The 24,102-nt window shown below is 41.3% G+C and carries 21 protein-coding genes, 1 pseudogene and 1 CRISPR repeat array; of the genes and pseudogenes, 16 read left to right on the plus strand and 6 right to left on the minus strand.

The features are described 5' to 3' along the window. Nucleotides 1–52 precede the first annotated feature (52 nt). Nucleotides 53–1,471: direct repeats of the CRISPR family, unit length 32 nt; unit sequence GTCGCACCCTGTACGGGTGCGTGGATTGAAAT. Nucleotides 1,472–2,008: 537 nt separating this feature from the next. Continuing rightward, nucleotides 2,009–2,248: a hypothetical protein gene (locus tag UB32_RS06345; protein ID WP_044392162.1), complete on the plus strand. Its 240-nt coding sequence runs from the start codon at nt 2,009–2,011 to the stop codon at nt 2,246–2,248. A gap of 146 nt (nt 2,249–2,394) precedes the next feature. On the opposite strand, the pseudogene UB32_RS06350 reads toward UB32_RS06345, so the two are convergent. Then, nucleotides 2,395–2,595, minus strand: a pseudogene (locus tag UB32_RS06350) (transposase); the annotation flags it as partial. A 112-nt stretch (nt 2,596–2,707) separates the two neighbouring features. Continuing rightward, a complete protein-coding gene (locus UB32_RS19350) occupies nt 2,708–3,172 on the minus strand; it encodes a cell wall hydrolase (protein ID WP_084221741.1) in 465 nt (154 codons plus the stop codon). Between the two features lie 348 nt (nt 3,173–3,520). Here UB32_RS19350 and UB32_RS06355 point away from each other — a divergent pair, with 348 nt between their 5' ends. The 14 genes from UB32_RS06355 to UB32_RS06420 all read left to right on the plus strand — a co-directional run bounded on the left by UB32_RS06355 (nt 3,521) and on the right by UB32_RS06420 (nt 18,993). Then, a complete protein-coding gene (locus UB32_RS06355) occupies nt 3,521–4,330 on the plus strand; it encodes an SDR family NAD(P)-dependent oxidoreductase (RefSeq protein WP_044392163.1) in 810 nt (269 codons plus the stop codon). Nucleotides 4,331–4,340: 10 nt separating this feature from the next. Further along, on the plus strand, nt 4,341–5,393 hold the full coding sequence (locus UB32_RS06360; RefSeq protein WP_044392164.1) for a ketopantoate reductase family protein: 1,053 nt from the start codon (nt 4,341–4,343) through the stop codon (nt 5,391–5,393). Then, nucleotides 5,377–6,036 carry a GntR family transcriptional regulator gene (locus UB32_RS06365; protein ID WP_044392165.1) on the plus strand — a complete coding sequence of 220 codons (660 nt, stop codon included), beginning with the start codon at nt 5,377–5,379 and terminating at the stop codon, nt 6,034–6,036. Before UB32_RS06360 ends, UB32_RS06365 begins: the two co-directional genes overlap by 17 nt. Before the next feature lie 13 nt (nt 6,037–6,049). Then, the gene (locus UB32_RS06370) at nt 6,050–7,066 is read left to right on the plus strand and encodes an ABC transporter ATP-binding protein (protein ID WP_044392167.1); all 1,017 of its coding nucleotides are present in this window, start codon (nt 6,050–6,052) and stop codon (nt 7,064–7,066) included. Beyond that, nucleotides 7,020–8,015, plus strand: a complete 996-nt coding sequence (locus UB32_RS06375; protein WP_044392169.1) for an ABC transporter ATP-binding protein — start codon at nt 7,020–7,022, stop codon at nt 8,013–8,015. Before UB32_RS06370 ends, UB32_RS06375 begins: the two co-directional genes overlap by 47 nt. Nucleotides 8,016–8,035: 20 nt before the next feature. Further along, complete coding sequence (locus UB32_RS06380) at nt 8,036–9,049, plus strand: ABC transporter permease (RefSeq protein WP_044392171.1); 1,014 nt, start codon at nt 8,036–8,038, stop codon at nt 9,047–9,049. A gap of 15 nt (nt 9,050–9,064) precedes the next feature. Next, nucleotides 9,065–9,883 (plus strand): nickel transporter permease, encoded by an 819-nt coding sequence (nikC, locus tag UB32_RS06385; protein ID WP_044392173.1) that lies wholly within the window; start codon nt 9,065–9,067, stop codon nt 9,881–9,883. An 89-nt stretch (nt 9,884–9,972) separates the two neighbouring features. Then, a complete protein-coding gene (locus UB32_RS06390; RefSeq protein WP_052806973.1) occupies nt 9,973–11,613 on the plus strand; it encodes an ABC transporter substrate-binding protein in 1,641 nt (546 codons plus the stop codon). Between the two features lie 75 nt (nt 11,614–11,688). Next, nucleotides 11,689–12,633, plus strand: a complete 945-nt coding sequence (locus tag UB32_RS06395) for a M14 family metallopeptidase (protein WP_052806974.1) — start codon at nt 11,689–11,691, stop codon at nt 12,631–12,633. Next, entirely contained in the window at nt 12,633–13,940 is a 1,308-nt protein-coding gene (locus UB32_RS06400; RefSeq protein WP_052806975.1) for an amidase, read from the plus strand. The genes UB32_RS06395 and UB32_RS06400 overlap by 1 nt, the downstream gene beginning before the upstream one ends. Before the next feature lie 15 nt (nt 13,941–13,955). Next, complete coding sequence (locus UB32_RS06405) at nt 13,956–15,095, plus strand: M20 family metallopeptidase (protein WP_044392175.1); 1,140 nt, start codon at nt 13,956–13,958, stop codon at nt 15,093–15,095. Nucleotides 15,096–15,118: 23 nt separating this feature from the next. Continuing rightward, the gene (locus UB32_RS06410; RefSeq protein ID WP_157841617.1) at nt 15,119–15,838 is read left to right on the plus strand and encodes a creatininase family protein; all 720 of its coding nucleotides are present in this window, start codon (nt 15,119–15,121) and stop codon (nt 15,836–15,838) included. A 13-nt stretch (nt 15,839–15,851) separates the two neighbouring features. Further along, nucleotides 15,852–17,096: a hypothetical protein gene (locus tag UB32_RS06415; RefSeq protein WP_128721502.1), complete on the plus strand. Its 1,245-nt coding sequence runs from the start codon at nt 15,852–15,854 to the stop codon at nt 17,094–17,096. A 145-nt stretch (nt 17,097–17,241) separates the two neighbouring features. Continuing rightward, nucleotides 17,242–18,993 (plus strand): M28 family peptidase, encoded by a 1,752-nt coding sequence (locus UB32_RS06420; RefSeq protein ID WP_241768439.1) that lies wholly within the window; start codon nt 17,242–17,244, stop codon nt 18,991–18,993. Between the two features lie 20 nt (nt 18,994–19,013). Here UB32_RS06420 and UB32_RS06425 read toward each other — a convergent pair whose 3' ends face one another. From UB32_RS06425 to UB32_RS06435, 3 genes are all read right to left on the minus strand, one after another. Next, a complete protein-coding gene (locus tag UB32_RS06425) occupies nt 19,014–20,672 on the minus strand; it encodes a sensor domain-containing diguanylate cyclase (protein ID WP_044392183.1) in 1,659 nt (552 codons plus the stop codon). A 115-nt stretch (nt 20,673–20,787) separates the two neighbouring features. Beyond that, nucleotides 20,788–22,059 (minus strand): MFS transporter, encoded by a 1,272-nt coding sequence (locus tag UB32_RS06430; RefSeq protein WP_044392185.1) that lies wholly within the window; start codon nt 22,057–22,059, stop codon nt 20,788–20,790. A gap of 88 nt (nt 22,060–22,147) precedes the next feature. Beyond that, nucleotides 22,148–23,455 (minus strand): alkaline phosphatase family protein, encoded by a 1,308-nt coding sequence (locus UB32_RS06435; protein ID WP_044392187.1) that lies wholly within the window; start codon nt 23,453–23,455, stop codon nt 22,148–22,150. Between the two features lie 12 nt (nt 23,456–23,467). Between UB32_RS06435 and UB32_RS20275 the strand changes: the two genes are divergently transcribed. Next, nucleotides 23,468–23,659: a hypothetical protein gene (locus UB32_RS20275; RefSeq protein ID WP_044392189.1), complete on the plus strand. Its 192-nt coding sequence runs from the start codon at nt 23,468–23,470 to the stop codon at nt 23,657–23,659. A gap of 145 nt (nt 23,660–23,804) precedes the next feature. On the opposite strand, the gene UB32_RS06445 is transcribed toward UB32_RS20275, so the two are convergent. Further along, on the minus strand, nt 23,805–24,023 hold the full coding sequence (locus UB32_RS06445; protein ID WP_044392191.1) for a hypothetical protein: 219 nt from the start codon (nt 24,021–24,023) through the stop codon (nt 23,805–23,807). Nucleotides 24,024–24,102 lie beyond the last annotated feature (79 nt).

Below are 24,102 nucleotides of genomic sequence, written 5' to 3' on the forward strand. Positions count from 1 at the left end.
CGGGTGCGTGGATTGAAATATCTCCTTTGCGATCTGCTTCTAAAGCTTCGCTGTCGCACCCTGTACGGGTGCGTGGATTGAAATGTATGATTTCTTGCGTCGCAGGTCCTCTGCCAGGTCGCACCCTGTACGGGTGCGTGGATTGAAATATGCCACAGAAGTCAAAGATGCGGATGCAGACATCGTCGCACCCTGTACGGGTGCGTGGATTGAAATTTTACAACTCGTTTGGTCCGTCCGATGCGTACGTCGCACCCTGTACGGGTGCGTGGATTGAAATATGTCCGTGACCCGATTACAAATGAACGAACGGAAGGTCGCACCCTGTACGGGTGCGTGGATTGAAATTCCTGCGATTCGCCAATCGTTCTTCCTCCGCTTTGTCGCACCCTGTACGGGTGCGTGGATTGAAATCGGATGGATGACCGGGAAGCATGCTCCATCTGTGGTCGCACCCTGTACGGGTGCGTGGATTGAAATAAACTTATCAAAAGTGGAGCCTATGACTATTAAGTCGCACCCTGTACGGGTGCGTGGATTGAAATAAAATAATCACCTCATATTTTTTATTATTTAAAGTCGCACCCTGTACGGGTGCGTGGATTGAAATCATCCACCCGCGCCAAACGCGTTAGCATGGATAGAGTCGCACCCTGTACGGGTGCGTGGATTGAAATAAAAAATAAACCCACAAAACGAATCGAGTTTGAAGTCGCACCCTGTACGGGTGCGTGGATTGAAATTTTTCTCAAAGAACTCAATGAACTCATAATCATTGGTCGCACCCTGTACGGGTGCGTGGATTGAAATATCCGTCGTCACCAAGCCCCGGATCGAATACGACGTCGCACCCTGTACGGGTGCGTGGATTGAAATACAGATGTGACGGATAAGCAAGTGCTAGCTCGCGTCGCACCCTGTACGGGTGCGTGGATTGAAATAAATCTTTTATGATGGCTTTATCCCTCTCTGTTGTCGCACCCTGTACGGATGCGTGGATTGAAATTAATAACTCGGCTTGTGATAACTTGGATAAGTCGTCGCACCCTGTACGGGTGCGTGGATTGAAATTTTTCTTTGGTATAGAATGAGTATTCAAACTTTGGTCGCACCCTGTACGGGTGCGTGGATTGAAATCAGAAAGTGAAAAACAGCCATTTATACTGCTCTGCGTCGCACCCTGTACGGGTGCGTGGATTGAAATAAACAATTTGGCAATTGAGAAATCAGAATAATAGGGTCGCACCCTGTACGGGTGCGTGGATTGAAATCGCAAAGTTTCGGCAGCAGGGGGGTACGCAAAATGTCGCACCCTGTACGGGTGCGTGGATTGAAATCCAACCTCCGAAATAAAGATTCCGTGTCTGCGGCTTGTCGCACCCTGTACGGGTGCGTGGATTGAAATTTAATATTGTTCGTGTGGGTATATCTGTCCCATGTCGCACCCTGTACGGGTGCGTGGATTGAAATACATTATAATCAAGGGCAATCTCCCACAGTCTGTGGTCGCACCCTGTACGGTGCGTGGATTGAAATGACACATATGAAGCATGGACAAATTGGAATCAATGTCGCACCCTGTACGGGTGCGTGGATTGAAATCAAAATCCTAATTGATAGCCTGTAGTAAATTCTAGTCGCACCCTGTACGGGTGCGTGGATTGAAATCCATTACCAATTGTCGGTAGATTCATATACCGACATCGCACCCGTATAGGGTGCGTGGATTGAAGTGAAGAATCAGATACTATGGTATCTGATTCCGATGTTTGGCATTGTGTTCGTGTCTTTTGTTCTAGGTGAGGTGCTATTGAATTCTTGACGGTTCCTTATTTATGAAGGCTCACTATTGGTTAATCGCTTGTCGATTGTCAAAGACTTCTATTATTCCGATTAATTAAGTAATTAATGAATTAAAGGTTCTTGCAGGTGTGACTTTTGCTATACTCCATTGAGTAATCTATATGCTATGTTAATAGTGTTAAATACGTCATAAAGGAGTTTTTTTATGAGTTGTGGATGTTCTCAATTGAAGGATGGCAAAGCCATTGTCGACCATGTGAAAAGCAAAGGAAAAGAAAAAAATAAGCCGCGCATTGCCCATCAAATCGCCTGTGAATGCGGTGAAATGTTCACGATGGAAACGGTGATCACTAATTGCCCTAGCTGCGGCATGACATACGGCGTTACCCCGTGCAGTTCCGGGGATATCAATAAAGTGAAAGCAGCAGGAGTTCTGTATGCTTAATCATAACCACCCTTCCAAAGGGTGGTTTGCACAAAGGCTATAAGCCTATATTACCGGCCAGCGTCTAAAGGCGCTGGCTTTCATATAGAGCATTCAAGCCTCATTGCCTTTGCCTCTTTTGCATACCCCTTAAAGGAGTTCTTGTATTACTTGCCACCCTTAAAAGGGTCTTCGTATTCTTTCATACTTAATTTATCGAGAGCAATATCATGCTTTTCTTGCTCCTGTAAATACTTCCTTATTGTGGCCTCATTGAGTCCAACTGTACTAACATAATATCCTTCAGCCCAAAAATGACGATTTCCAAACTTGTATTTTAAATTTGCATGCTTATCAAACATACTTAAGATCTTTGCTATATAATTTGGCAGAAAAATGCAGGCTAAAAACAGTGCCATTTCTCGAATTATTTCTTGGGAAAGCGCAAAATATGACTTTCTTTTCAATCTTTGTCGAGTTTTAGGAATAGAATTTCCTCTGTGGATGTCTTGTGTAAACACCTTCACATGTATTCGCCTTTGGTTCATAGTAACAATGTTGTTTGTACTGTCCTGACCTAGGCTGATCATACCATGTAGGTGGACATGGTGCGTATGGATTGAAATACCAGAGTGCATACTTGGAAGGATGTTGTCTCCAATAATCCAAAGTTTGCTTTGCCAATCTTTTTTCCACACTTCTTGCCCTGTTATAAAAGACATTTCCTTTCTGTACTGCTTCAAACGAATAATTTCCACCCTGGATTTGGAAGATAACAGACGGTATCGTACGTAGATCTGTAAAATCCAGGCAATTGGATAATAATCGATTAACTATTACATTGCCCACCATCATCATTCCCAACTTACCTTCACCCTCGGCTTCTGCCCTCATCATCCTTGCCATCAATGCAACATCACTGTCTGTATACTTAACCCTTGGCATTTTAATCACCTCTACATAAGTATATTTATTACAGCCCGTCATCATGATAAATGAAAAAGTATGGGAGAAAAGGTTACACGGAATGTTTTTGAAAAAACATTTTTCGCTTATACATTAACTAGAGTAAATAAAATGATTTTCATACATGATAGTGATCTCTTTAGTTAAAGAAAAGAAATTTGTGTTTCTATAATATTATCGTTCCGAACTAATCTACTAGAACAATTAATATACAAAAATAGCATATTATTTTTAATATTAAAAATTTTCTAAAATTAATCTTTACAGAAGTAGGGATTTTGTTATATAGTGTTACCAATATACAGGATCTTACGAAGGGGTGATAGTGTGAACCAAAGTGTCAACAGTTTACAATCAACATTTTTCACGGAAAAAGTGGTACTGGTTACAGGAGCTGCACATGGAATTGGCAAGGGAATCTGCAAAGCGTTTCTAATGCACGGGGCAACTGTGATTGCTACGGATAAATTGAACAAGGAACTTGCGGAAGTAAAAAGAGAACTTAATGATTTTAATAAAAATGAGAACCGTTTCGATACATATTCTTGTGACATCACAGAAGCCAAAAGTGTGAAAGAGTTGGTGGAGAATACAATTCAAAAATATAAAAAGATTGATATTTTAGTAAATAACGCTGGCGGTGTCTGTGGCCAAATTCATCAGCCAGTTGAAGAAGTAACCCCGGATCAGTGGAGAAAGATAGTTGCTGTCAATTTGGATGCTGTTTTTTATATGACAAAGGAAGTTGTTCCCTATATGAAAAAGCGGCATTATGGCCGGATCATTAATATTTCAAGCGGGGCTGGACGCAGTACAAGTCTCACAGGAATTCAAGCCTATGCAAGTGCTAAGGCGGGGCAGATCGGTTTCACGAGACAAATGGCTCAAGAACTTGGCCCATATGGAATCACTGTCAATAACGTAGCACCAGGATTTGTCATTTCAAATCCTTCTACCAAAAAACAGTGGCAAAGAATGACGGAGGAGGAACAGACAAATCTAATCAAATCCATCTCAGTGAAGCGACTAGGAGAACCTGAAGATATTGCTCATCCGGTGCTGTTTTTTGCATCAGACTTTGCAAGCTATGTGAGCGGTCAAACCATTTCAGCAGATGGCGGTCAACAACTTTTTTAGGAGGTGTCTAATGGAAATCACAGTGATTGGTGCAGGCGCTATTGGCGGTGTACTAGGAGCCCATCTTATCAAGGCAGGCAATAAAGTAACATTTTGCGAAAAAGATCAGGAACATGTTTATGAAATGAATAGCAGCGGTCTACGAATCGAGGGACCGGATGAAACATTTACAGTAGAATGTGATGCTTATACTCCACAACAACTAGCAAAAGGAAACAACATTCTTGATACAGTTTTCCTTTGTGTTAAAGCACAGCATACAAAAGAAGCACTTGAGCCATTTTTACATCTTATTAAAGAAGAAACCATAGTCGTTTCTTTCCAAAATGGGCTGTGCGAGACTGAAATTGCCAGATTAATAGGAAAAGAAAAAACGATTGGCTGTTTCGTTAATTTTTCGGCGGACTACTTAGCGCCAGGCAGAATTCTTTATGGTGGAGTCGCAGCCCTCTATCTAGGGGAATTAGATGGAAAAATTAGTAAGCGAGTAATGAATTTGCAAAAAATACTTGAGTGTTGGGGGCCCGCCCAGATTACGGAAAATATTTGGGGTTATCTCTGGGGGAAAATGTCCTACGCTGGACTTTTATACGCGACAGCATTAGTTGATGAAACTATGGCGGCCGTTGTAAGGAAAATGGACCTTAGGGATACATTGATGGAGCTTTGTTCCGAAATACTGGAGGTTGCCGATAAAGAGGGCGTTAAGTCTATCGGTTTTGATGATTGGGTTCCCGAACTTGTCTACCCCAGAGAGAGTCGCAATCAACAAGTTCTTGACAACCAGCTTGAAAAGCTTGCACAAAGAATGGCGTCAAATAAGAAAACAAAAAGTGGAATCTGGAGAGATCTTGCTGTCCGAAAAAGAAGAACAGAAGTTGATTCTCAGTTGGTTCCCATTTTAGAAATAGGAGCAAGCCATCAGATACCTATGCCGTTAACGGAATTATTAGTGAAATTCATCAAAGAAATAGAATCTGGTACGCTCCAAATGGATTGGAGTCACTTATACAAACTTAAAGCCTTATATGAAAGTGGAGAAAAATATGCTGTTAAATCATGAAAATCTTTCTGACCATGTAGCGAAAATCATTAGAAAAATGATTCTAAACGGTTCATTAAAACCTGGAGAGAAAGTGAATCAAGCTCAGCTAGCTGAAAGTCTTAATATTTCAAGGGGACCGATAAGAGAGGCATTGAGATCGTTACAAAATGAAGGTTTGATCAAGCATGAAACGAATAAAGGAACGCACGTTACGACGCTTTCGTCTCAGGATGCATATGAGATTTATACGCTTAGGGCATTGCTTGAAGGCAAAGCAGCAGCGCTTGCAATTCCAAATTTAAACGGCAACGATTACAACAAACTGGAAGTTCTGATCGAAGAATTCAAAAATGCGATGGACGAGAAGGACTTGGAAACGGAAGCCAAATGTGACATCGATTTTCACCGCTTAATTGTCAATGCTTCCAAACATACAAGATTGATTCACATGCATCAGCAGCTGGACACACAAGTGGGAGCTATGTTTTTAACTGTTGCAAATACCCTTCCTATGAGAGCTGCTCTTGTAGTAGAAAACCACAAGAAATTACTTGATGCATTAAAGTCAAAGGATACAGTTAGGGTTAGCAGAGAATTTTCTAATCATTATGTCCACGCACTGAATGAACTAAAAGAAGGATATGACCTTCTGACAATATAAAGGTGGTGTCTTCATGTTACTCGAGCTGAAAAACGTGTCTCTTTCTCTTAAAAGAGATGGAAAATACGTGAAAATCCTAGATGAAATTTCTCTTCAAGTAAATAAAGGAGAAACAGTAGGAATTGTAGGGGAGTCAGGATGTGGAAAAAGTATGACGGCATTATCGATCATGCGCCTATTGCCAGAAAAAGCAAAGCTTGAAGGAGGCATCCTTCTTGAAAAAGAAGAAATATCTTCCTATTCTAAAAGGAAACTGGAAAAAATCAGAGGTGATAAAATGGCAATGATTTTCCAAGATCCTTTGACATCCCTGAATCCCCTTCACACAGTAGGCAGGCAGATTGAAGAAACGCTAATTCTTCATACGGATTTGAACAAGGAGCAACGAAAAAAACGTGTTATTGAGCTTTTAAACGAAGTAGGTTTGCCAAGAGCTGATGAAATTGCTTCGGATTATCCTCATCAATTATCTGGTGGAATGAGACAGAGGATCATGATTGCTGTTGCCATGGCATGCAACCCGAGTCTTTTAATCTGCGATGAACCAACGACTGCACTTGATGTAACTGTCCAAGCACAAATTCTTGATCTTATGAACCATCTTAAAGACGTGAACGAGATGGGAATTATTATGATTACCCATGATCTCGGTGTAGTTGCAGAGGTATGTGACCGCGTCATTGTCATGTACGCCGGAAAAATTGTCGAGCAGGCTGAGATAAAAGAGCTTTTTATAAATCCAAAGCACCCCTATACAAAGGGACTTCTTGATTCCATACCAAAACTTGCGATGAAAAAAACAAAACTTGGATCTATCCCGGGTATGGTTCCTTCTCCAGATAAAATGCCCAAAGGATGTCGCTTTTATGAACGTTGCAGCTCAGCAATGGAGATTTGCCGAGAGAAAACTCCTCCAATGAACTTGGTAGGAGAAGAGCATTTAGCAGCTTGCTGGTTATTTGAAGAAAAGGAGGGAGAAGCAAATGCCTCTTCTAGAAATAAAGGACTTGAAGCAACACTTCATCATTAAAAAAGGATTTCTAGGCGAGAAGAAGAAAGTGAAAGCCGTCAATGGAGTAAGCTTTAAAATGGAGCAAGGTGAAACGTTAGGAATTGTTGGTGAATCCGGGTGTGGAAAATCAAGCCTTGGCCGAACAATCCTCCAGTTAATTAAACCCACCTCCGGCGAAATTATTTTTAGCGGAAAAAATATCACCCACCTTCCAAGGAAGGAAATGAAAGCCTTGCGAAAGGATATGCAAATTGTCTTTCAGGATCCCTATGCTTCACTGAATCCAAGAAATACTGTTCGGACAATCCTTGAAACCCCTCTAATTGTTCATGGTGTAGGAAGCAGACTGGAAAGAGCAAAAATAGTCGAAAGCTTGATCGATAAAATAGGGATTCGTAAAGATCAGCTTGACCGATACCCTCACGAATTCTCTGGAGGACAAAGGCAAAGGATTGGAATTGCCCGTGCGCTCACATTGAACCCCAAATTAATTATAGCAGATGAGCCTGTTTCAGCACTTGATGTATCGGTTCAGTCTCAGGTACTGAATCTAATGGTTGATCTGCAGAAAGAATTTAATTTGAGCTACTTGTTTATCTCTCATGACCTTTCCGTTGTACAGCATATATCTGACAGAGTAGCTGTAATGTATTTAGGTAAAATAGTGGAAATCGCTGATGTAGAAGAGCTCTATCGAAATCCGTTACACCCCTATACAAAGGCTTTGCTGACTGCTGTTCCTCTTCCTGATCCAACAAAAAAGCGTGACAGAATTATTTTGCAAGGAGATCTGCCAAGTCCAACTAACCCTCCAACAGGCTGTGCTTTTCATACACGCTGTCCAGTAGCTACTCCTGAATGCAAAGTAGAAACGCCTGAGCTCAGGGAAAAAGTGATGGGACACTGGGCTTCTTGTATCCATGTACATCCTGAGCAGAGTTCCAAATCAAAAGTGAACATTTCTTAATCTTGAAGGAGGAGAGCTAAATGGATGCATTACGTTATACGCTAAAAAGAATTCTGCTCATGATTCCCATTCTAATCGGAATTAGCATGTTAACGTTCTTTATTTCGAATACTATACCCGGAGATCCAGCCCGTTTGGCTGCTGGTCCATATGCAGATGCAAAAGTAATCGAGGAACTACAGGAAAAAATGGGACTGAATGATCCAGTGTATATTCAATATTTCCGTTACATGAAAAGTTTGTTGCAAGGGGATCTTGGGAATTCTAACTATTCACATCAGCCAGTCATGGAAGATATCAAACAGTATTTCCCGGCAACCCTGGAATTAACTTTCTTCTCAATGTTTATCACAATTTTGATTGGTATTCCTTTAGGTGTAATAAGTGCGAGTAAGAAAGATAAAATTGCGGATCAATTTGCCAGAGTATTGGCACTTATTGGGGTAGCGATGCCGGCATTTTGGTTGGGTATCATCCTTCTATTATTCTTTTATTTAAAGCTAGGGGTATTGCCTGGTTCTGGCCGTCTAGATACAGGTCTAGCTCCCCCTGAAACGATTACAGGTATGTACACCATCGATGCCATTCTAACTGGGAATTGGACAGTTTTTACATCAGCGGTAATTCATTTAATCCTGCCGGGCATCACACAAGCAGCTGTTACAATCGGGATGATTACAAGAATGACACGGTCTTCCATGTTAGAAGTATTAAGGAGCGACTATATCAGAACAGCATTTGCAAAAGGAGGATCAGAAAGGCGGGTGCTGTATGGCCACGCATTAAGGAACGGGATGATGCCGATCATGACACTCCTCGGCATGACTTTTGGCCACTCACTCGGAGGGAGTGTCCTTGTTGAATCGGTATTCTCATGGCCCGGACTAGGAAAGTATGCAGTCAATGCCATTACCTATCTAGACTTTCCAGCTGTTATGGCCGTAACGATTCTTATCGCTGTTCTGTTCATTATTGTAAACCTTGTTATCGATATTCTCTATCAAGTTGTCGATCCTCGACTTAATTATGAGTAAAAGGAGGTAGGAAAAGTGAGCAGACGGATTCTGCAAAGTCCTTTAACAATAGTAGGGATTTTTCTAGTAGCACTAATCATTATATTAGCTATATTCGCACCATGGATTGCTCCAAGGGATCCCCTAGAGGTAAATCTTGGGCAAAAATTGCTGCCTCCTAGTTCAGAGCACTGGTTTGGAACAGACGAAGTTGGAAGAGATATTTTAAGCCGGATTATCTTTGGTACAAGAATCTCATTAAAGATAGGATTAATGGTCGTATTAATATCCTTCCCGATTGGGACCATCCTTGGAGCCGTCGCTGGCTATGTTGGTGGTATAGTAGACCAGATCATTATGAGGCTTACGGATATCTTTCTTAGCTTTCCAGGTATCATCCTATCAATGTCTATCGCCGCAGCTCTTGGACCATCGATTGAAAATGTTCTGCTAGCATTGGCTATCACCTGGTGGCCATGGTATACACGGATTGTTCGCTCGTCTGTTCTATCCATTAGGAGCTCAGAGTTTATTGAATCCGCCAAAGCAATTGGAGCAAATCCACTCAGAATTCTTTTTAAAGAGATCATTCCTAATGCTATTGCTCCAGCTAGTATTCAAGCGAGTCTAGATTTAGGTTTCGTTATTCTTGCAGCAGCAGGACTTAGTTTTATCGGTTTGGGGGCGCAGCCTCCGTCTCCTGAATGGGGAGCCATGTTATCCTCAAGCAGAGAAATTTTACGGGATGCCTGGTGGGCAGCTACATTCCCCGGTTTGGCGATTCTGTTGACTGTCTTAGGATTTAACTTATTGGGTGATGGTATGAGAGATTTGTTTGATCCTAAAAACAGGTAAATATATTAAAGGGTAGAAAGGGGGGATTTTTGCTTTTTGAAGCTTAGCAAGTAGAAAGAAAGTTCATTAAAAAAACTGGGGGGAAACTAATGAAGAGGAAAAGTATTTTATTTAAGGTGATGACCATGGCGTTGATCCTATTGCTTGCGTTGACTGGATGTAACAAATATAACCAGGATTCGGCAACACCTGCAGGGGGAGAAAACAAAGATCAGAAGAATGAAACGCCAGCAGAACCTCAGGGTTCAGGAAATCCAGAAGTCTTCAATTTCGCCACCAACCAGGATATACCTCACCTTGACCCACATGGCACTGCTGCTAATACCTCATTTCGTGTTACTTATATGCTTTATGATCGGCTTGTAACTTATGATGGTACAGATACAGAAGTAAAACCTCAAATTGCAGAAAAGTGGGATATATCTGATGATGGATTAACGTATACATTTTACCTGAATAAGGAAGCGAAGTTCCACGACGGATCTCCGGTTACGGCTGAGGCTGTTCAATATTCATTTACCCGGGCAATTGATATCGGGAAATCTGCCGCCGGTCAATTTCACAAGGTTATTTCAAAGGATAGCTTTGAGATCGTTGATGACTACACAATCAAAATCACTTTAGATCAACCTTTTGCACCTTTCTTGAAAACGTTGGGGACCGTTTTTGCCAACATCGTGAATCCAAAGCTTGCTGATAACCACGGCAATGATCTTGGCGAAAGTTATCTTGCTGATAAAGAAATGGGTTCTGGTCCATACGTTCTGGAAAGCTGGGATCGCGGCCAAAAGATAGTTTTAAAAGCAAATGAGGATTACTGGGGAGAAGTACCTAAGTTAAAAACCGTCAATATCATGATTGTCAATGAACCTTCAACCGCAAGATTAATGCTGGAAAAAGGAGAAGTCGATTTACTGGACTACACTATGCTTTCTCCTGATGTTATGAAGCAGATGGAAGGGACAGAAGGAATCGATATTATCACACAACCTGGGTACCAGATTGATGATATTGCAATTAACATGGAGAAGAAACCCCTTGATAATGTTAAGGTACGACAGGCATTGGCATACGCAGTAAACTACGATTCTATTAATAATGATATTCTTCTAGGAGCCGGTAAGCGTATCGGCGGAATCATTCCTGAGGGAATGTTCGGTTATAATCCAGATGTAAAACAATATGATTTTGACCTAGATAAAGCGAAAGCTCTTCTCGAAGAAGCTGGACTTGGAAATGGTTTTGAAACGGAAATCTTGATCTCTGAGAATAATGAGGTGCGTAAGAACATTGCAGTCATGATGCAATCAGACCTAAAAAAGATAGGCATAGACCTTAAAATCAAAACATTGGCATGGCCGACTTTCCTAGAAACCGTTACTTCTGGAGGCCATCAATTAGCACTGGCTGCATGGACACCAGATTATGCTGATCCTGATTATAATCTCTGGTATTTTGCTCATTCTTCCAGCAAGGGTCCCGGTTTTAATCTAGCGTTTTATGAAAACAGTAAAGTCGATCAGTTGCTTGAAGAAGGCAGAAAGACTGTTGATGAAGGTAGACGGGAGGAGGTTTATCAGGAAATCCAAGCTATTATGAGTGAAGAAGTACCGTATATCTTCCCTGCACAGCGATTAGTACAGGCTACACAAAGATCATGGGTAAAAGGGTATGAAATCAACCCGATGAATACATGGTATGTACCGTTCCAGAAGATGACGAAGGAATAAATGATCAACCGACCGCAGAACTTCATCATATGTATGTGGTCGGTTTGTTTCATCAAAGTCAGGAGGGAAAAAACAATGTGGAGTTTTGGAAATTTCGATGTTGATAAAGGAAAGAAAATTAAAGGGTACCTGGAGTTTGAGGATATGGAAGAAAAACTTCCTGTCTTTCTCATTAATGGAGAAAGGGAAGGGCCAACCGTGCTTGTGTTAGGTGGTATACATGGATGCGAATATACTTCCATTGACGCTGCATTGGAACTAGCAAGGGAATTGAAACCTAGTGAAATAAACGGGAAATTAGCAGTTATCCCTATAGCCAACCCAGCAGCGTTTTACTCTAGAAGTATTTATGTACACCCTGAAGACCAAAAAAACCTTAATCGGATGTTCCCTGGAAAAATTGATGGAACAGTCTCCGAGAGATTAGCATATTCCCTAAATAAAACTGCGATTCAAGCAGCTGATTATTTGATTGATCTTCATGGTGGAGACATGATTGAAGCGCTTGTTCCCTTTACTATCTTTCAAGTTACTAATGACAAAGTTTTAACAGAGCAATCAAAAAAATTAGCCTCTTTGTTGGGAATTGAATACGTAGTTGGTTCAACCGGTCAGGTTGGTGGATCTACCTACAGTTCAGCGGCAGAGCAAGGAAAAGTTGCCATTATTGCAGAGGCAGGTCAACAAGGCATACTAGATCATGGTAAATCTAAACTTCTTCAAGATGGGGTGAAAAACGCCTTCCGTTCAATAGGCATGATGAATGGAGATGTATTAGTATCTCAATCGAAACAGTTGCGAACCTTTAACTGGTCATTTGCCGATTACTCAGGTTTATGGTATCCAACAGTCGAGATTGGTCAAAAGGTAAAACAAGGAGATTTGATTGGAAAAATCACCAATGAATTTGGGGATACCGTAAAGGAATATCATGCAGGTGCTGGCGGGATCATCCTTTTTCTCGTCACAGCACTGGCGATTAATAAGAATGATCCATTACTGGCGATTGGTAATGAATAATGAAATGGTCTGAACTATCGATTTTAGAAGTGGCTGATTTATACAGGAAAAAAGAATTGTCTCCGGTTGAATTTGTCGGCAGAACTTTTGAAAAGCTTCATGAACTCGAATCTGGACTGAACAGTTTTATTACGGTCTTGGAATCTGAAGCGATGGAAGCAGCGGAAGAAGCTGAGAATGTATTTTTAAGAAATGAAACGAAACATGTTTTATACGGCATTCCGTACAGCGTGAAGGATCTCTATTATACAAAAGGTGTCAAAACGACATGCGGGTCCCGGATTCTGAAAGATTATATTCCTGATACCACTGCCCCATTGGTATCAAAGTTGAACAATTGCGGTGCAGTTCTCATTGGAAAAACAAATATGTTGGAGTTTGCCTATGGAATTGTTCACCCTGATTATGGCCAGACAAACAATCCGTTTGATGTGTCAAAGACTGCAGGAGGATCCAGCGGTGGATCGGCTGCATCGGTGGCCGCCGGGATAGGGTTATTTTCCCTTGGTTCAGATACAGGAGGATCGATAAGGATTCCCGCTTCTTATTGTGGGATCTCAGGGCTTAAACCTACAAAGGGTATGCTATCGCTCGAAGGAATATTTCCTTTATCACCCTCACTCGACCATGCAGGTCCCATGGCAAGAAGTTCCGAAGATATATTGGTGATAATGGATGCACTTGTGCCGGACTTTCTAGCTGCAAAGTTTCCAAACAATCATCAAAAGATCATTGGAATTCTTCCAGCAGAAAAAATATCAGAAGTTACAGCCGAGGTAGCAAGTATTTATAAAGAGGCATTGGAAAAAGTTCAGAAACTGGGATGGACTTTACAGGAAATCGACTTAAAATATTTAGATTTTACAGAAGAGATGGTTATGAATGTGCTTTTACCTGAAGCGGCTATCATTCATGAAAAATGGATCTCCCGGAAAAACGAATATGCTCCTTTAACCTATAAACAGATTGAAGCTGGTATAGTACATCGATCGCTTGATTACTTAAAAGCGAAAAATGAATTAGTGAATGCCAGGGAGGATGTAGATCGAGTATTGAAAGACGTGGATTTTCTGCTCACTCCTACAGTACCTTATCCTGCCCCTGATGAGGACCCGCCCCTTGAGGGAGATAATGAAATGAAATTTACCGGGCTATTCAATGTAACAGGACATCCAGCTATCACGATTAATGCAGGGTTTACTAACAGCAAGCTTCCGGTTGGACTACAGCTTGTCGGCGGATGTTTCGAGGACAAAAAAATGATTGAAGCAGCAATGGAAATAGAGCATATGCTATCCAATCAATGAAAGGAAACTAGATGCATGTCTGCTATTTTAAAGTATCTTAAAGAGCACAATAACCAAATTACTGACACTTTGTTTCGGTTGACAAAGGCCGAGTCGCCTTCCCACACAAAAGCATTGGTGGATGAGTGTGGTAACATCCTCAGAGAGGAATATGAGAGACTGGTAGGCGGTTCCGTTGAAAAAATCGAAAAAGGAGAAGTAGGCAATCAATACAAATTTACGTATGGAACTGGGGACGAAGAAGGTCAAATTCTAGTAATTGGGCACATGGATACGGTTTGGGACGTGGGGGCACTGCCAATAAAACAGGAAGGAGACCTGCTTTATGGTCCAGGTGTCTTTGATATGAAAGGCGGTCTCACGATTACACTTTGGGCATTAAAGGCTTTGAAAGAAACGGGTGCTCAGCTTAGCAGAAAAATCATCTTTCTGGTTACTAGTGACGAGGAAATAGGAAGTATCCATTCGAAGGAAATCATTCTAGCAGAAGCAAAAAAAAGCTCCGTCGTATTTGTTCCGGAATCAAGTATCGGACCGGATGGGGCAGTAAAAACCGAAAGAAAAGGAGCAGCGCAGTTTCTCATGAAAGTGGAAGGGATTTCCGGGCATGCAGGGATCAATGCGTGGGATGGTGCAAGTGCTATAGAAGAACTGGCTCACCAAATACTAGATTTAAAAAAACTAGCAAATCGTGAAGAAGGAATTTCAGTTAATATCGGTGTTGTGAATGGTGGAACTCGAGGAAATGTCATTGCAAAGGAAGCATTTGCAGAAATTGACGTTCGTATTACGAAAAAGGCACAGGTAGAAAAGATTACAGAAGCAATTTTGAATAGGCCAGTTTTTATTAATGGAACAAATGTCGAGGTGCTTGGAGAAATCGATCGATACCCTCTTGAACGGACAGAAGCAGTGATTCAATTATATGAGGAGCTGAAGGGAATTGCTTCAGCCCATGGATACGATTTGGAGGAAGGAGCATCCGGCGGCGCAAGCGACGGGAATTTCACCTCTGGGATTGGCATCCCAACAATCGATGGACTTGGTCCACTTGGGGATGGAGCCCATTCAGAGCAGGAACATGTCGATTTGTCTAATCTTCCATACAGGTCAGCCCTGCTGGCTGAGATTATCCAAAAATATGCTAACAAATAAGAAGGAAGTGCTGATTAATGTACATGATGGATTTAACTGCAGCGAAATATAAAGAGATAAAAAAGTCTGTGGATACAGTATTACTGCCTATTGGGATGATTGAAATGCATGGGCACCATTGTTCGCTTGGAACGGATGTTTGGATACCACGTGAATTTGTTCGGCGCTTGGACGCGAAAATTGGAGATCGAGTAATGATGGCACCTGAAGTTGCTTACGGTCATTCTTGGAGTCTTGCTCCCTTTGAAGGAACAATAGATATTTCTGCAGAAGCTTTTTCACATTATGTCTTCGAAATTGGAAAAGAGTTCCACCGGAATGGATTTGAACAAATAGTTTTGTTCAATGGGCATGGTGGAAACATTCCAAGTTTGGCTATTGTAACAGAAAAACTTGCTGATTTAGGAATGAACGTATTAACTATTAATTGGTGGGTGGATTATCGTGAACAAATCCTTGAAATTACGAAAGGACCTGGTCACGGAGGGGAAGATGAAACTTCCTTAATTCTGGCCATTGATGAAAAACTTGCTGATCCTACACTTGCTGGTAACAACCAAATAAAGATGAATCCGAAAATTAAGTTCGAGAAATCTGGCCTGAAATTATTTAAAGATGGCTATTTAGGCAATGCTGGAGCAGCAACGGCTGAAAAAGGTGAAAGATTATATGAAATGATGCTTGAACTTGTCATATCCGATCTGGAAGATCTATGGAGGGTAGCATATGAATCGCTCTATTAAGGAGGAAAAAAAGATGTTGAGATGGTCAGATGAAGCAGTTGGAGAAAAAATTGTGAATATCGTTGTCAGTTTGAATGAGCAGGCCCAAAAATTATATAGCCAGGAAGTAGCTACAGCTAGTTATAGTGACGTGAAGCCTTCGCTTTTTAGCTTTGATAAGATTGGTGATGAACTGGATGAGGTAGAAAATGCACTACTATCGAAAGAAGGCCATGAAGGAGAATATATGAGAGCGATGACGAATGGATTCCGTTATTTTGCTCGAAGTCTGCAGGGTGATAATGTCCCATATGACGAACTAATTGCCAACATCCAAGAATTGCCGACCACCTTAATAACCAATCAGCAAATAGAGCATGCAAGAGATCTTGTTGAAAAAGGTTTGTCAGATATTGGATATAAAGGAAACTTATTTGAAAAAACAGCGGCCTGGCGTTCCGATACATTGATTGATCCTGAACAGGTGACAACTGTAGCTGAAAAATTTCGTGAAACTAGTAAGCTAGGAACAATGAAGAGAGTGGTTGAACTGCCAGAAGAAGATGGAATCGATTGGATTAAGTCGACCAGGGGAGTTTTTTGGAGCGGATATTCAAAGTATACAGGTAGCTTCCGAGGGAATTTAACTTTTAATATTGACCGGCCATGGACAGAGCCAATTCTAGCACAAATCATGGCACATGAAGGCTATCCTGGACATCAGGCATTCTACTGTCGGTGGGATTACTTATACCAGCAAGGAAGACTACCACTTGAAGCTTCGTATTACCTAATCAACAGTCCAACCAATGCATTGTTTGAAGGTGGACCTGAAACAGCCTTGAGTTTTCTTGGCTGGGATGATGTAAATGAAGAAACTCCTGGTGTGACAGATGAACAAAAACAACAGTATTTGCTTGCAAGGAATTATCTAGATTACCAAAGGATGTTTACAACTAACGCCTGCTATCTGTATAATCTCGGCAAGGTATCCAAGGAAGAAACGATAGATTATTTAATTAACAGAGGTGGCATTACCGAGATTGAAGCAAACAACGCCTTCCGGTTCTTCTCGGATCCTATACAAAAAACTTATTTCCCTTGCTACTATTATGGCCGCTGGATGGTAGGGAATGCCTATAAAGAAACTCCTAAAGAAAAACGAAAAGAGTATTTCACTATTCTCTATGACACACCACATACAACAAAAACTTTTATCAAAGCCATCAGCAAGCTTCACGGGGAAGAATTTAATGCATTTCATACGATGAAACAATAAAAACGGGAGACTTTTTATTAAGCTCCCTTTCTTTGTAATATTTCTAGTCTGTATGAAAGTATTTTATCCGATAACTAAAAAATCGATGAATATATTGGAATTATCCAGAAATGAATTCCTAGAATCGGATTAAAGGGGTGGAATCTTGGATAAGTTGACGGTAGTGGAAAGAGAAATCCTATCTCTTATAGATTCAAATCAATTGATGGATTATAACAAGGAAATTGCCAAAGAAGTAAGGCTGTCAGGATCTGAGGAAGAGCTCCGCGCTTTCAAGTTTGTTCAAAAAACTTTGAAAAGTTTCGGCTTAGAAACGGAACTTTCTTTTCATGAAGCATATATTTCTCTGCCGGGAAAAGCGAGATGCATGATAGGGGATATCGAACTTCCTTGTATTACTCATTCCATGGCTCCGTCCACTGAAGAAGGTGGGTTAAGAGGCGAGCCTGTTTACATTGGTAAGCTTGAGGAACGTAAACTTCCTCAAATTTACAGGAAAATCCCTGTTATTGAAGGGATTGCAAGTCCGGTTGAAATAGGAAAGCTTTATGAAGCGGGTGCTATTGGAGCTATTTTTATTAATGGACCTTACACACATGAGATGATTGTTTCGACTGTTTGGGGAAGTCCAACTACTGAAAACATCTCTCAATTGCCGAAAATTCCTGTCGTTTCTATTAATGATGACAGTGGGGAAATTCTTTTACAACTCATTAAAGAGGGCAAGGACCAGGTGGAACTACAAACCGTGGTTGAAACAAAATGGACAGCAATACCAACATTGACTGCTGAATTGAAAGGCAAAGAAGAGTCTGACCATTTTGTTTTATTTAGTGGACATATTGATTCGTGGCATTATGGAGCAATGGATAATGGCTCAGCAAATGCTACAATGTTAGAAGTGGCAAGAGTGCTTTCAAACTACCAAGAGCAGATGAAACGGTCGCTACGTTTTGCTTTTTGGTCTGGACATTCACATGGAAGATATGCCGGATCACAGGCATACTGCGACCGTCATTGGGAAGAAATTCACGAAAATTGTGTCATGCATTTTTATATTGATTCTGTAGGAGGAAAGGGAGCTACCATTCTAAGCGAAAGCAATTGCATGAGCGAAACGAAGGATATAGCGTCCCATTATGTGAAAGAGATTTCCGGACAGGATTTTATCGGAAGCAGATATGGAAAATATGCAGACCAATCCTTCTGGGGAGCGGGGGTACCTTCATTGTTCATGGGGATGTCAGAGCAACCGCTATCAAATGATCCGAAATCTCAAAAAGTGTTTCAAGTTTTTGCTGGTAAGGAGGCAGGAGGATTTGGCTGGTGGTGGCATACCGTTGAAGACACAATCGATAAAATAGATCCTGAGAATCTAAAACGAGATTGTGAAATTTACACCCTCTCTATTTTTAAAGTATTAACTGATTCTATACTGCCTATTAATCAGCTGGAAGCAGTAAAAGAAATCAAAAAAACAATGAGAGATTATCATGCTGTTGCAGGGGAGAAGATTGATTTTAGTTTATCGCTAGAACGCTTGAACCAACTAGAGGATACTCTTTCCAAAGCATATACCATTTTGTCGTCATCGGATCTGCCGCCTGAAAAACAGAAAGAAATAAATAAGAGAATTATAGCAATCTCTCGCATTTTGGTGCCTCTTAACTATGTTAAATCCGATATTTTCGAACATGATGCAGCTATAGGTACACGACCAATACCAGCACTTTCTCAAATTTACAAAATTACTGACTACGAAAAGGGAACACAGGACTACCATTTACTGCAGACATCGATAATTAGACAGATTGCGAAAGTGAACTATTATCTAAAAAGATCACTCGTTGAGGCTAGAGATTTATTAACTACAGTATCAAAATCGAATAGGCTATAATAATCAACCTCCAAATAAAATCACCTGCCAGGCGATTGTGCACCTGGCAGGTGATTTATTTTTGAACTCCGATGAAAGGTAAACTGGTTTTTTCCAGCTTTTTTAGAAGCATACAGTGCTTTGTCTGCATAACTAATGACAGTAAAGGGATCAAGATCGTGCTCTGGCCAAATTGCGCATCCGATACTGCATCCAACCGTAAGCCGTTCATCCATGATGTGATAAGGTTGGTTTATGTTATGGATGAGTTCGTTCGCAATATTTGCAAGACCAGATTCTCCTGACTCTGATGGTGTATCGAGTATTACAAGGAACTCATCGCCGCCGAGCCTGTAAATCTTATCCGTCTTACCTGTACTTTCTTTCAGTCTATTCGCTACTTCCTGAAGCAATAAATCCCCAGCATGATGTCCATGCGTATCATTGATGTTCTTAAAACCGTCCAGATCCAAGTACATAAAAGACAGAGACTGATTCGTCAATTTTGCTATTTTCATAAAATGATCAAATGCTACACGGTTACCTAATCCGGTTAATTGATCCTGATGGGCGAGGGTTTCCATTTTTCCTAAATTGGACTCGGTCTGGAGCAAAGAGTCTACGAGATCCCGAATAGAACCGGATAGAAATTCAAGGTCTTTTATTCCTTTTATATAAGGAATGACTGCTTCATTCCCCGTTCTCAGGCTATGGGCTGCTTTTGAAATTTTCTTTAAAGGATTGGTAACGTAACCGGCAAGAAACCAGCCGAAGATTGCAAAGATGACAGCAGAAATCGTGCCTATTTTGATAATGTAGGATTTCAGATGATCAACAGGCGAAAACGCATGCTCTGTTGGGATGCGGACAATTACTTTCCAGCCGAGACCAGTATAATCATAATTTCCATCCCCGACGGCAAATCCAGTCAGATATTCTTTACCATCTGGCCATTTTTCCACAAGCCAGCTGTTAGCTCCCTTTTTTGCACGATCAACGCTTTGGATCTCAAGAACTTTTCCCAACATTTCGTCTGGTCCCAACAGAATGGTATCGTCCAAACCGCTTACCACAAACACTTCCGCTCCACTTAGTTCGTCTTTTAAAGGTTGGACAACCGCATCCTTTACTTGCTCTGACCATTCCCAGCTTAAATGCGCTGCCAGCACTCCGGTAATATTTCCATTTTTATCAGTCAAGGGCCTGCTGATATCGACGAATTGCAAAGGTTCTTCAGAGGTGCTTGACAGCAGGTTCGTAAGGAGGAAGGCATCATGGACATCCCCCGTATATGTTCCTTTTCTTCCTTCTTGATAAACTGGTCGATTTGATATGTCAGTGCCAACCAGGATTTGGTCTGACGCTGCAACCACCTTACCGGCTGAGTCAGTCATTCCAATCCAGGAAAATACGTGTATGCTTGATTTTAGTTGATCCATTAATGCTTGAGCTGTTTGGAGATCCTCCTGTGATCTAATATCATCTATTTGGCTTAAGACTTCAACCTCTCCAATGCGTGACCACATGAATGAATCAAGCTTATCTGCCATAAGAAAGGCAGTAGTAGACAGACTATTCCCAATTTCTCTTTTGATTGTTTCCCCTGAATGTCTGCTGATCGCTATGCTCAACAGCATGGTAAGCGCAATAATGATGACACCAAAAAATAGAGCCATATAGGCTCGAAGATTGATTTTCATATAAAAATTCCTTTCGTGCACATGCAAAAAATCTCTACTTGTTTATTTCGACATATTTTGTAGATTCTTTAGTAGAGTGTTATGTAAATTTTTAAACGAGTCCCCAGATGGATGGTCATGCCAATTCGGGCATATGGGCTTGTTTTTCCGGTTCTGGGACGAACGAGAGTATGATCATGCCAATGACAAAGAGAATGACGAGGCTTAAAACACCAATGCTTGAATTTCCTGTAAGCTGTGCTGTCAGACCAACCATAAGCGGTCCCATAATCGAAGCAAACTTCCCAAAGATATTATAGAAACCAAAAAATTCATTTGCATTTGCTTTCGGGACCAATTTTGCAAAATAGGAACGGCTTAGTGCTTGGATGCCACCCTGTGAAGTCGCGACAAGCATTGCTAGAATCCAGAAATCAGTCGTGGTTTCAAGGAAGTAGGCGTAAATACAGACAAAAATATAAACGATGATTCCAACATAAAGCATTTTTTTCCCAGTAAACCGTTCGGATAATTTACCAAACAAAATTGCAAACGGCCAGGCAACAACTTGCGTAACGAAAAGGATGATTAATAGGTTGGTAGAACTGATTCCTAGATCCGTTCCATAGGCTGTTGACATCGTAATAATTGTTCCCACACCGTCAATATAAAAGAAATAAGCTAATAAAAATAGAAATAATGCCTTATATTGGCGAATTTCCTTGAAAGTTTTCCCTAAACGTCTAAAGCTTTGCAGAACCAACTGGGGTTCACGCTCGATATAATGCTTCTGCTGGACATTTTTAAACAAAGGAATCGAGAAAAGCCCCCACCATAACGCAGTGATAAGAAAAGACGTCTGGCTTGCCAAGGTCATCGAAACCGGCAATACCTTTGTCTGAGCGAGAATAATGATCGCGATGCTGATGATAAACGGGATCGTACTTCCGATGTAGCCCATTCCATACCCGCGTGCAGACACTCGATTCATCCTTTCATCGGTCGTAACGTCCACGATGAACGCATCGTAAAACACATTGGACCCGGTCGAACCAAGTACTGCTAATGTATAAATCACCAGAAGCATGAGCCAGTTTTCGTTTGGCACAAAAGCTAGTCCAGCAGTAAATACAAGTCCCAATGTGAAGAAAATAGTGAAGAATCGTTTCTTCATTCCTTGGTAATCTGCGATCGTTCCGAGAATCGGTCCAATCAAGGCGAGAATGAAGGTGGCGATGGCAATCGTATATCCAAGATAAGCTGTTGAATTCGACAGGCTAACACCTGCTTCGGTTGCAGAAGCCTTGTAAAACAGTGGGAAAACAGCTGTAGAAATGATGATCGAATAAGCCGAACTAGCCCAGTCATAGCGGATCCAACTGCTTTCTTCCTTCGAAAAACTTTTCATCTTTTTGCCCCCAATACCTTTATATTTTTGAATTGCACGTCCCACTTGAATTCGCCTTTAAATCTGGAATTACCTCTATTTTCATTTTTTACAGATCCAAAAGGTCTTCGATAACCCGGCCGTCTGTATCGCCAAGGTCCAGTCCAAGCAAACGCGCAAAGGTAGGACCTTCGTCCACAAGATGCATGGAACGGACGGAAATTCCGGGGCGAATTCCTTTTCCTGCTGCAAAGAAAACGGTGTGATAATCAGCTTTTTCAGGGGAATAGCCATGACAGGCAAGCGTATATTTTTTGCTCAGGGCATCCTGTTCGCTGACATCTTCTATGTAAGCACCGTCGAGGGCCTCGCTAAAATAGAAGCCTCGGGCCGCTTCAAGCATTTTAAAGACGGTACCATCTGCACCCATCCTATTTGCTTCCTGGCCGGTGATAATTTTTTCGATTCCGTTGGATTGGTCTAGAAGTAGCTTAGACAGCAGTTCTGTTACCGTCTTTTTAGTGTCAATATCGTTCTCCTTATTTACGTAAATATACGCTGATCCGTCACAGCTTTTGCAGTATGCTTTCCATTCTGTCACTTTGCCGGCACCATTAACGTGGATTAGTCCCAGTTCCTTTAATAAAACGTTCAATTTCACGACTTTAGACTCATCAAGGGCACTGTGATCACCGAGTAGAACAAAGGTAGTGTTTTCAAAAATACCGGCTTCCTTGGTGGCATCAAGGATTTTACCCAATCTTTGGTCATGACGGTACAGTGCGTCCTGTGCTTCTTTTGATGAAAAGCCGTGCATATGTCGTTGAGAATCCAGGTCGACAAAGTGGACCAGCATCAGATCAGGCTTCTTCCTTTTAATTGTTTCCACTGTGGCTGCCAGTACAAAATCATCTAACTCTGGCTGACTGAGTCCTTTTCGAATGTGGCCAAATTTAGAATTCATCTCTAGTTGATACAGGGGACTTCCGTTGAATAGAGAAACAGGAATCTGGTGATGCCAACGCCTATTCGCAAAAATTTCGGGCATATTGTAGTCGATGTCGGCTTTTGCCGTGACAGGCCAGAGCAGGGCAGCTGTTTTCATACCTGCCTTTTTCGCCTCATCATAAAGGGTTGTCCCTCTAATATGGCGACGATGCCAATACCAGTCCGGCGAAATTCTCCCCGGCTGGATGAATGTATTGTTCACGATGCCATGACGATTAGGGAAGTTCCCCGTCACAATTGTCGCATGACACGGATAAGTCACAGAAGGATATATTGTTTCTACTTTTGTACAATAGGAACTTTTTTCAATGAATGCTTTGAAATTAGGCAGCTCCCTGAGCAACGGGACATCATGCTCAGAAAGGCAGTCGAATGAAATAACAATTAAATGGTCTGTCAGTTTTGTCATGGAGACCTCCGAATGATGGATATATTCTTAATATATCATCATATAGAAAATGCTGCAGTTCTTTTTAGAACATCCACACAAGGCAGACAGATTAACCAAGACAGCGTGGTCGGCAGCTGCATATCGGAAAAAGACCGAGCGGGTAGTATTATTATAAAAAGTGGTGATCCTTTTGGATTCTCCACTTTTTATAATATGGTATAGAAAGTGATGTTATGTTATTTTGACAGGTTTGGGGAAGTTGAGCGAAAAGTTGTCAAGAAAACCATGTTATTTTGACAGATTCGGCGGGAGCAGGGGCAAAGCTGTCAAATGAAAACCACCAATTCACATTGGTGGTTTTCATTTGTTACCGTTTCTTCTTTTTACCAGGATCCGTAGCTAAGACTGGTTTCGTTTTCGATTCAAGTGCTAGCTGTACATGGAATGTTTTCTCGTCAATTGCCACTACTTTGGTAACTTTCCCTTTCCATCCCTTGATTTTCACATCATCCCCAACAGTCGGAATCTGTTGGCGGAGCTGATTGAGAAGCTCCTTTCTATTTTCAAAAAAATGGACAACATACATAGCAAATCACCTGTTTTCTATAAATTCCTATCACTAATTTATGGACGGGTTGCTAGGTTTAGAACAGATTGGTAGTACG

Origin of the sequence: Mesobacillus subterraneus (genome assembly GCF_000934845.1) — a bacterium.
In the GTDB taxonomy this organism is placed as follows: Bacteria; Bacillota; Bacilli; order Bacillales; family Cytobacillaceae; genus Mesobacillus; species Mesobacillus stamsii.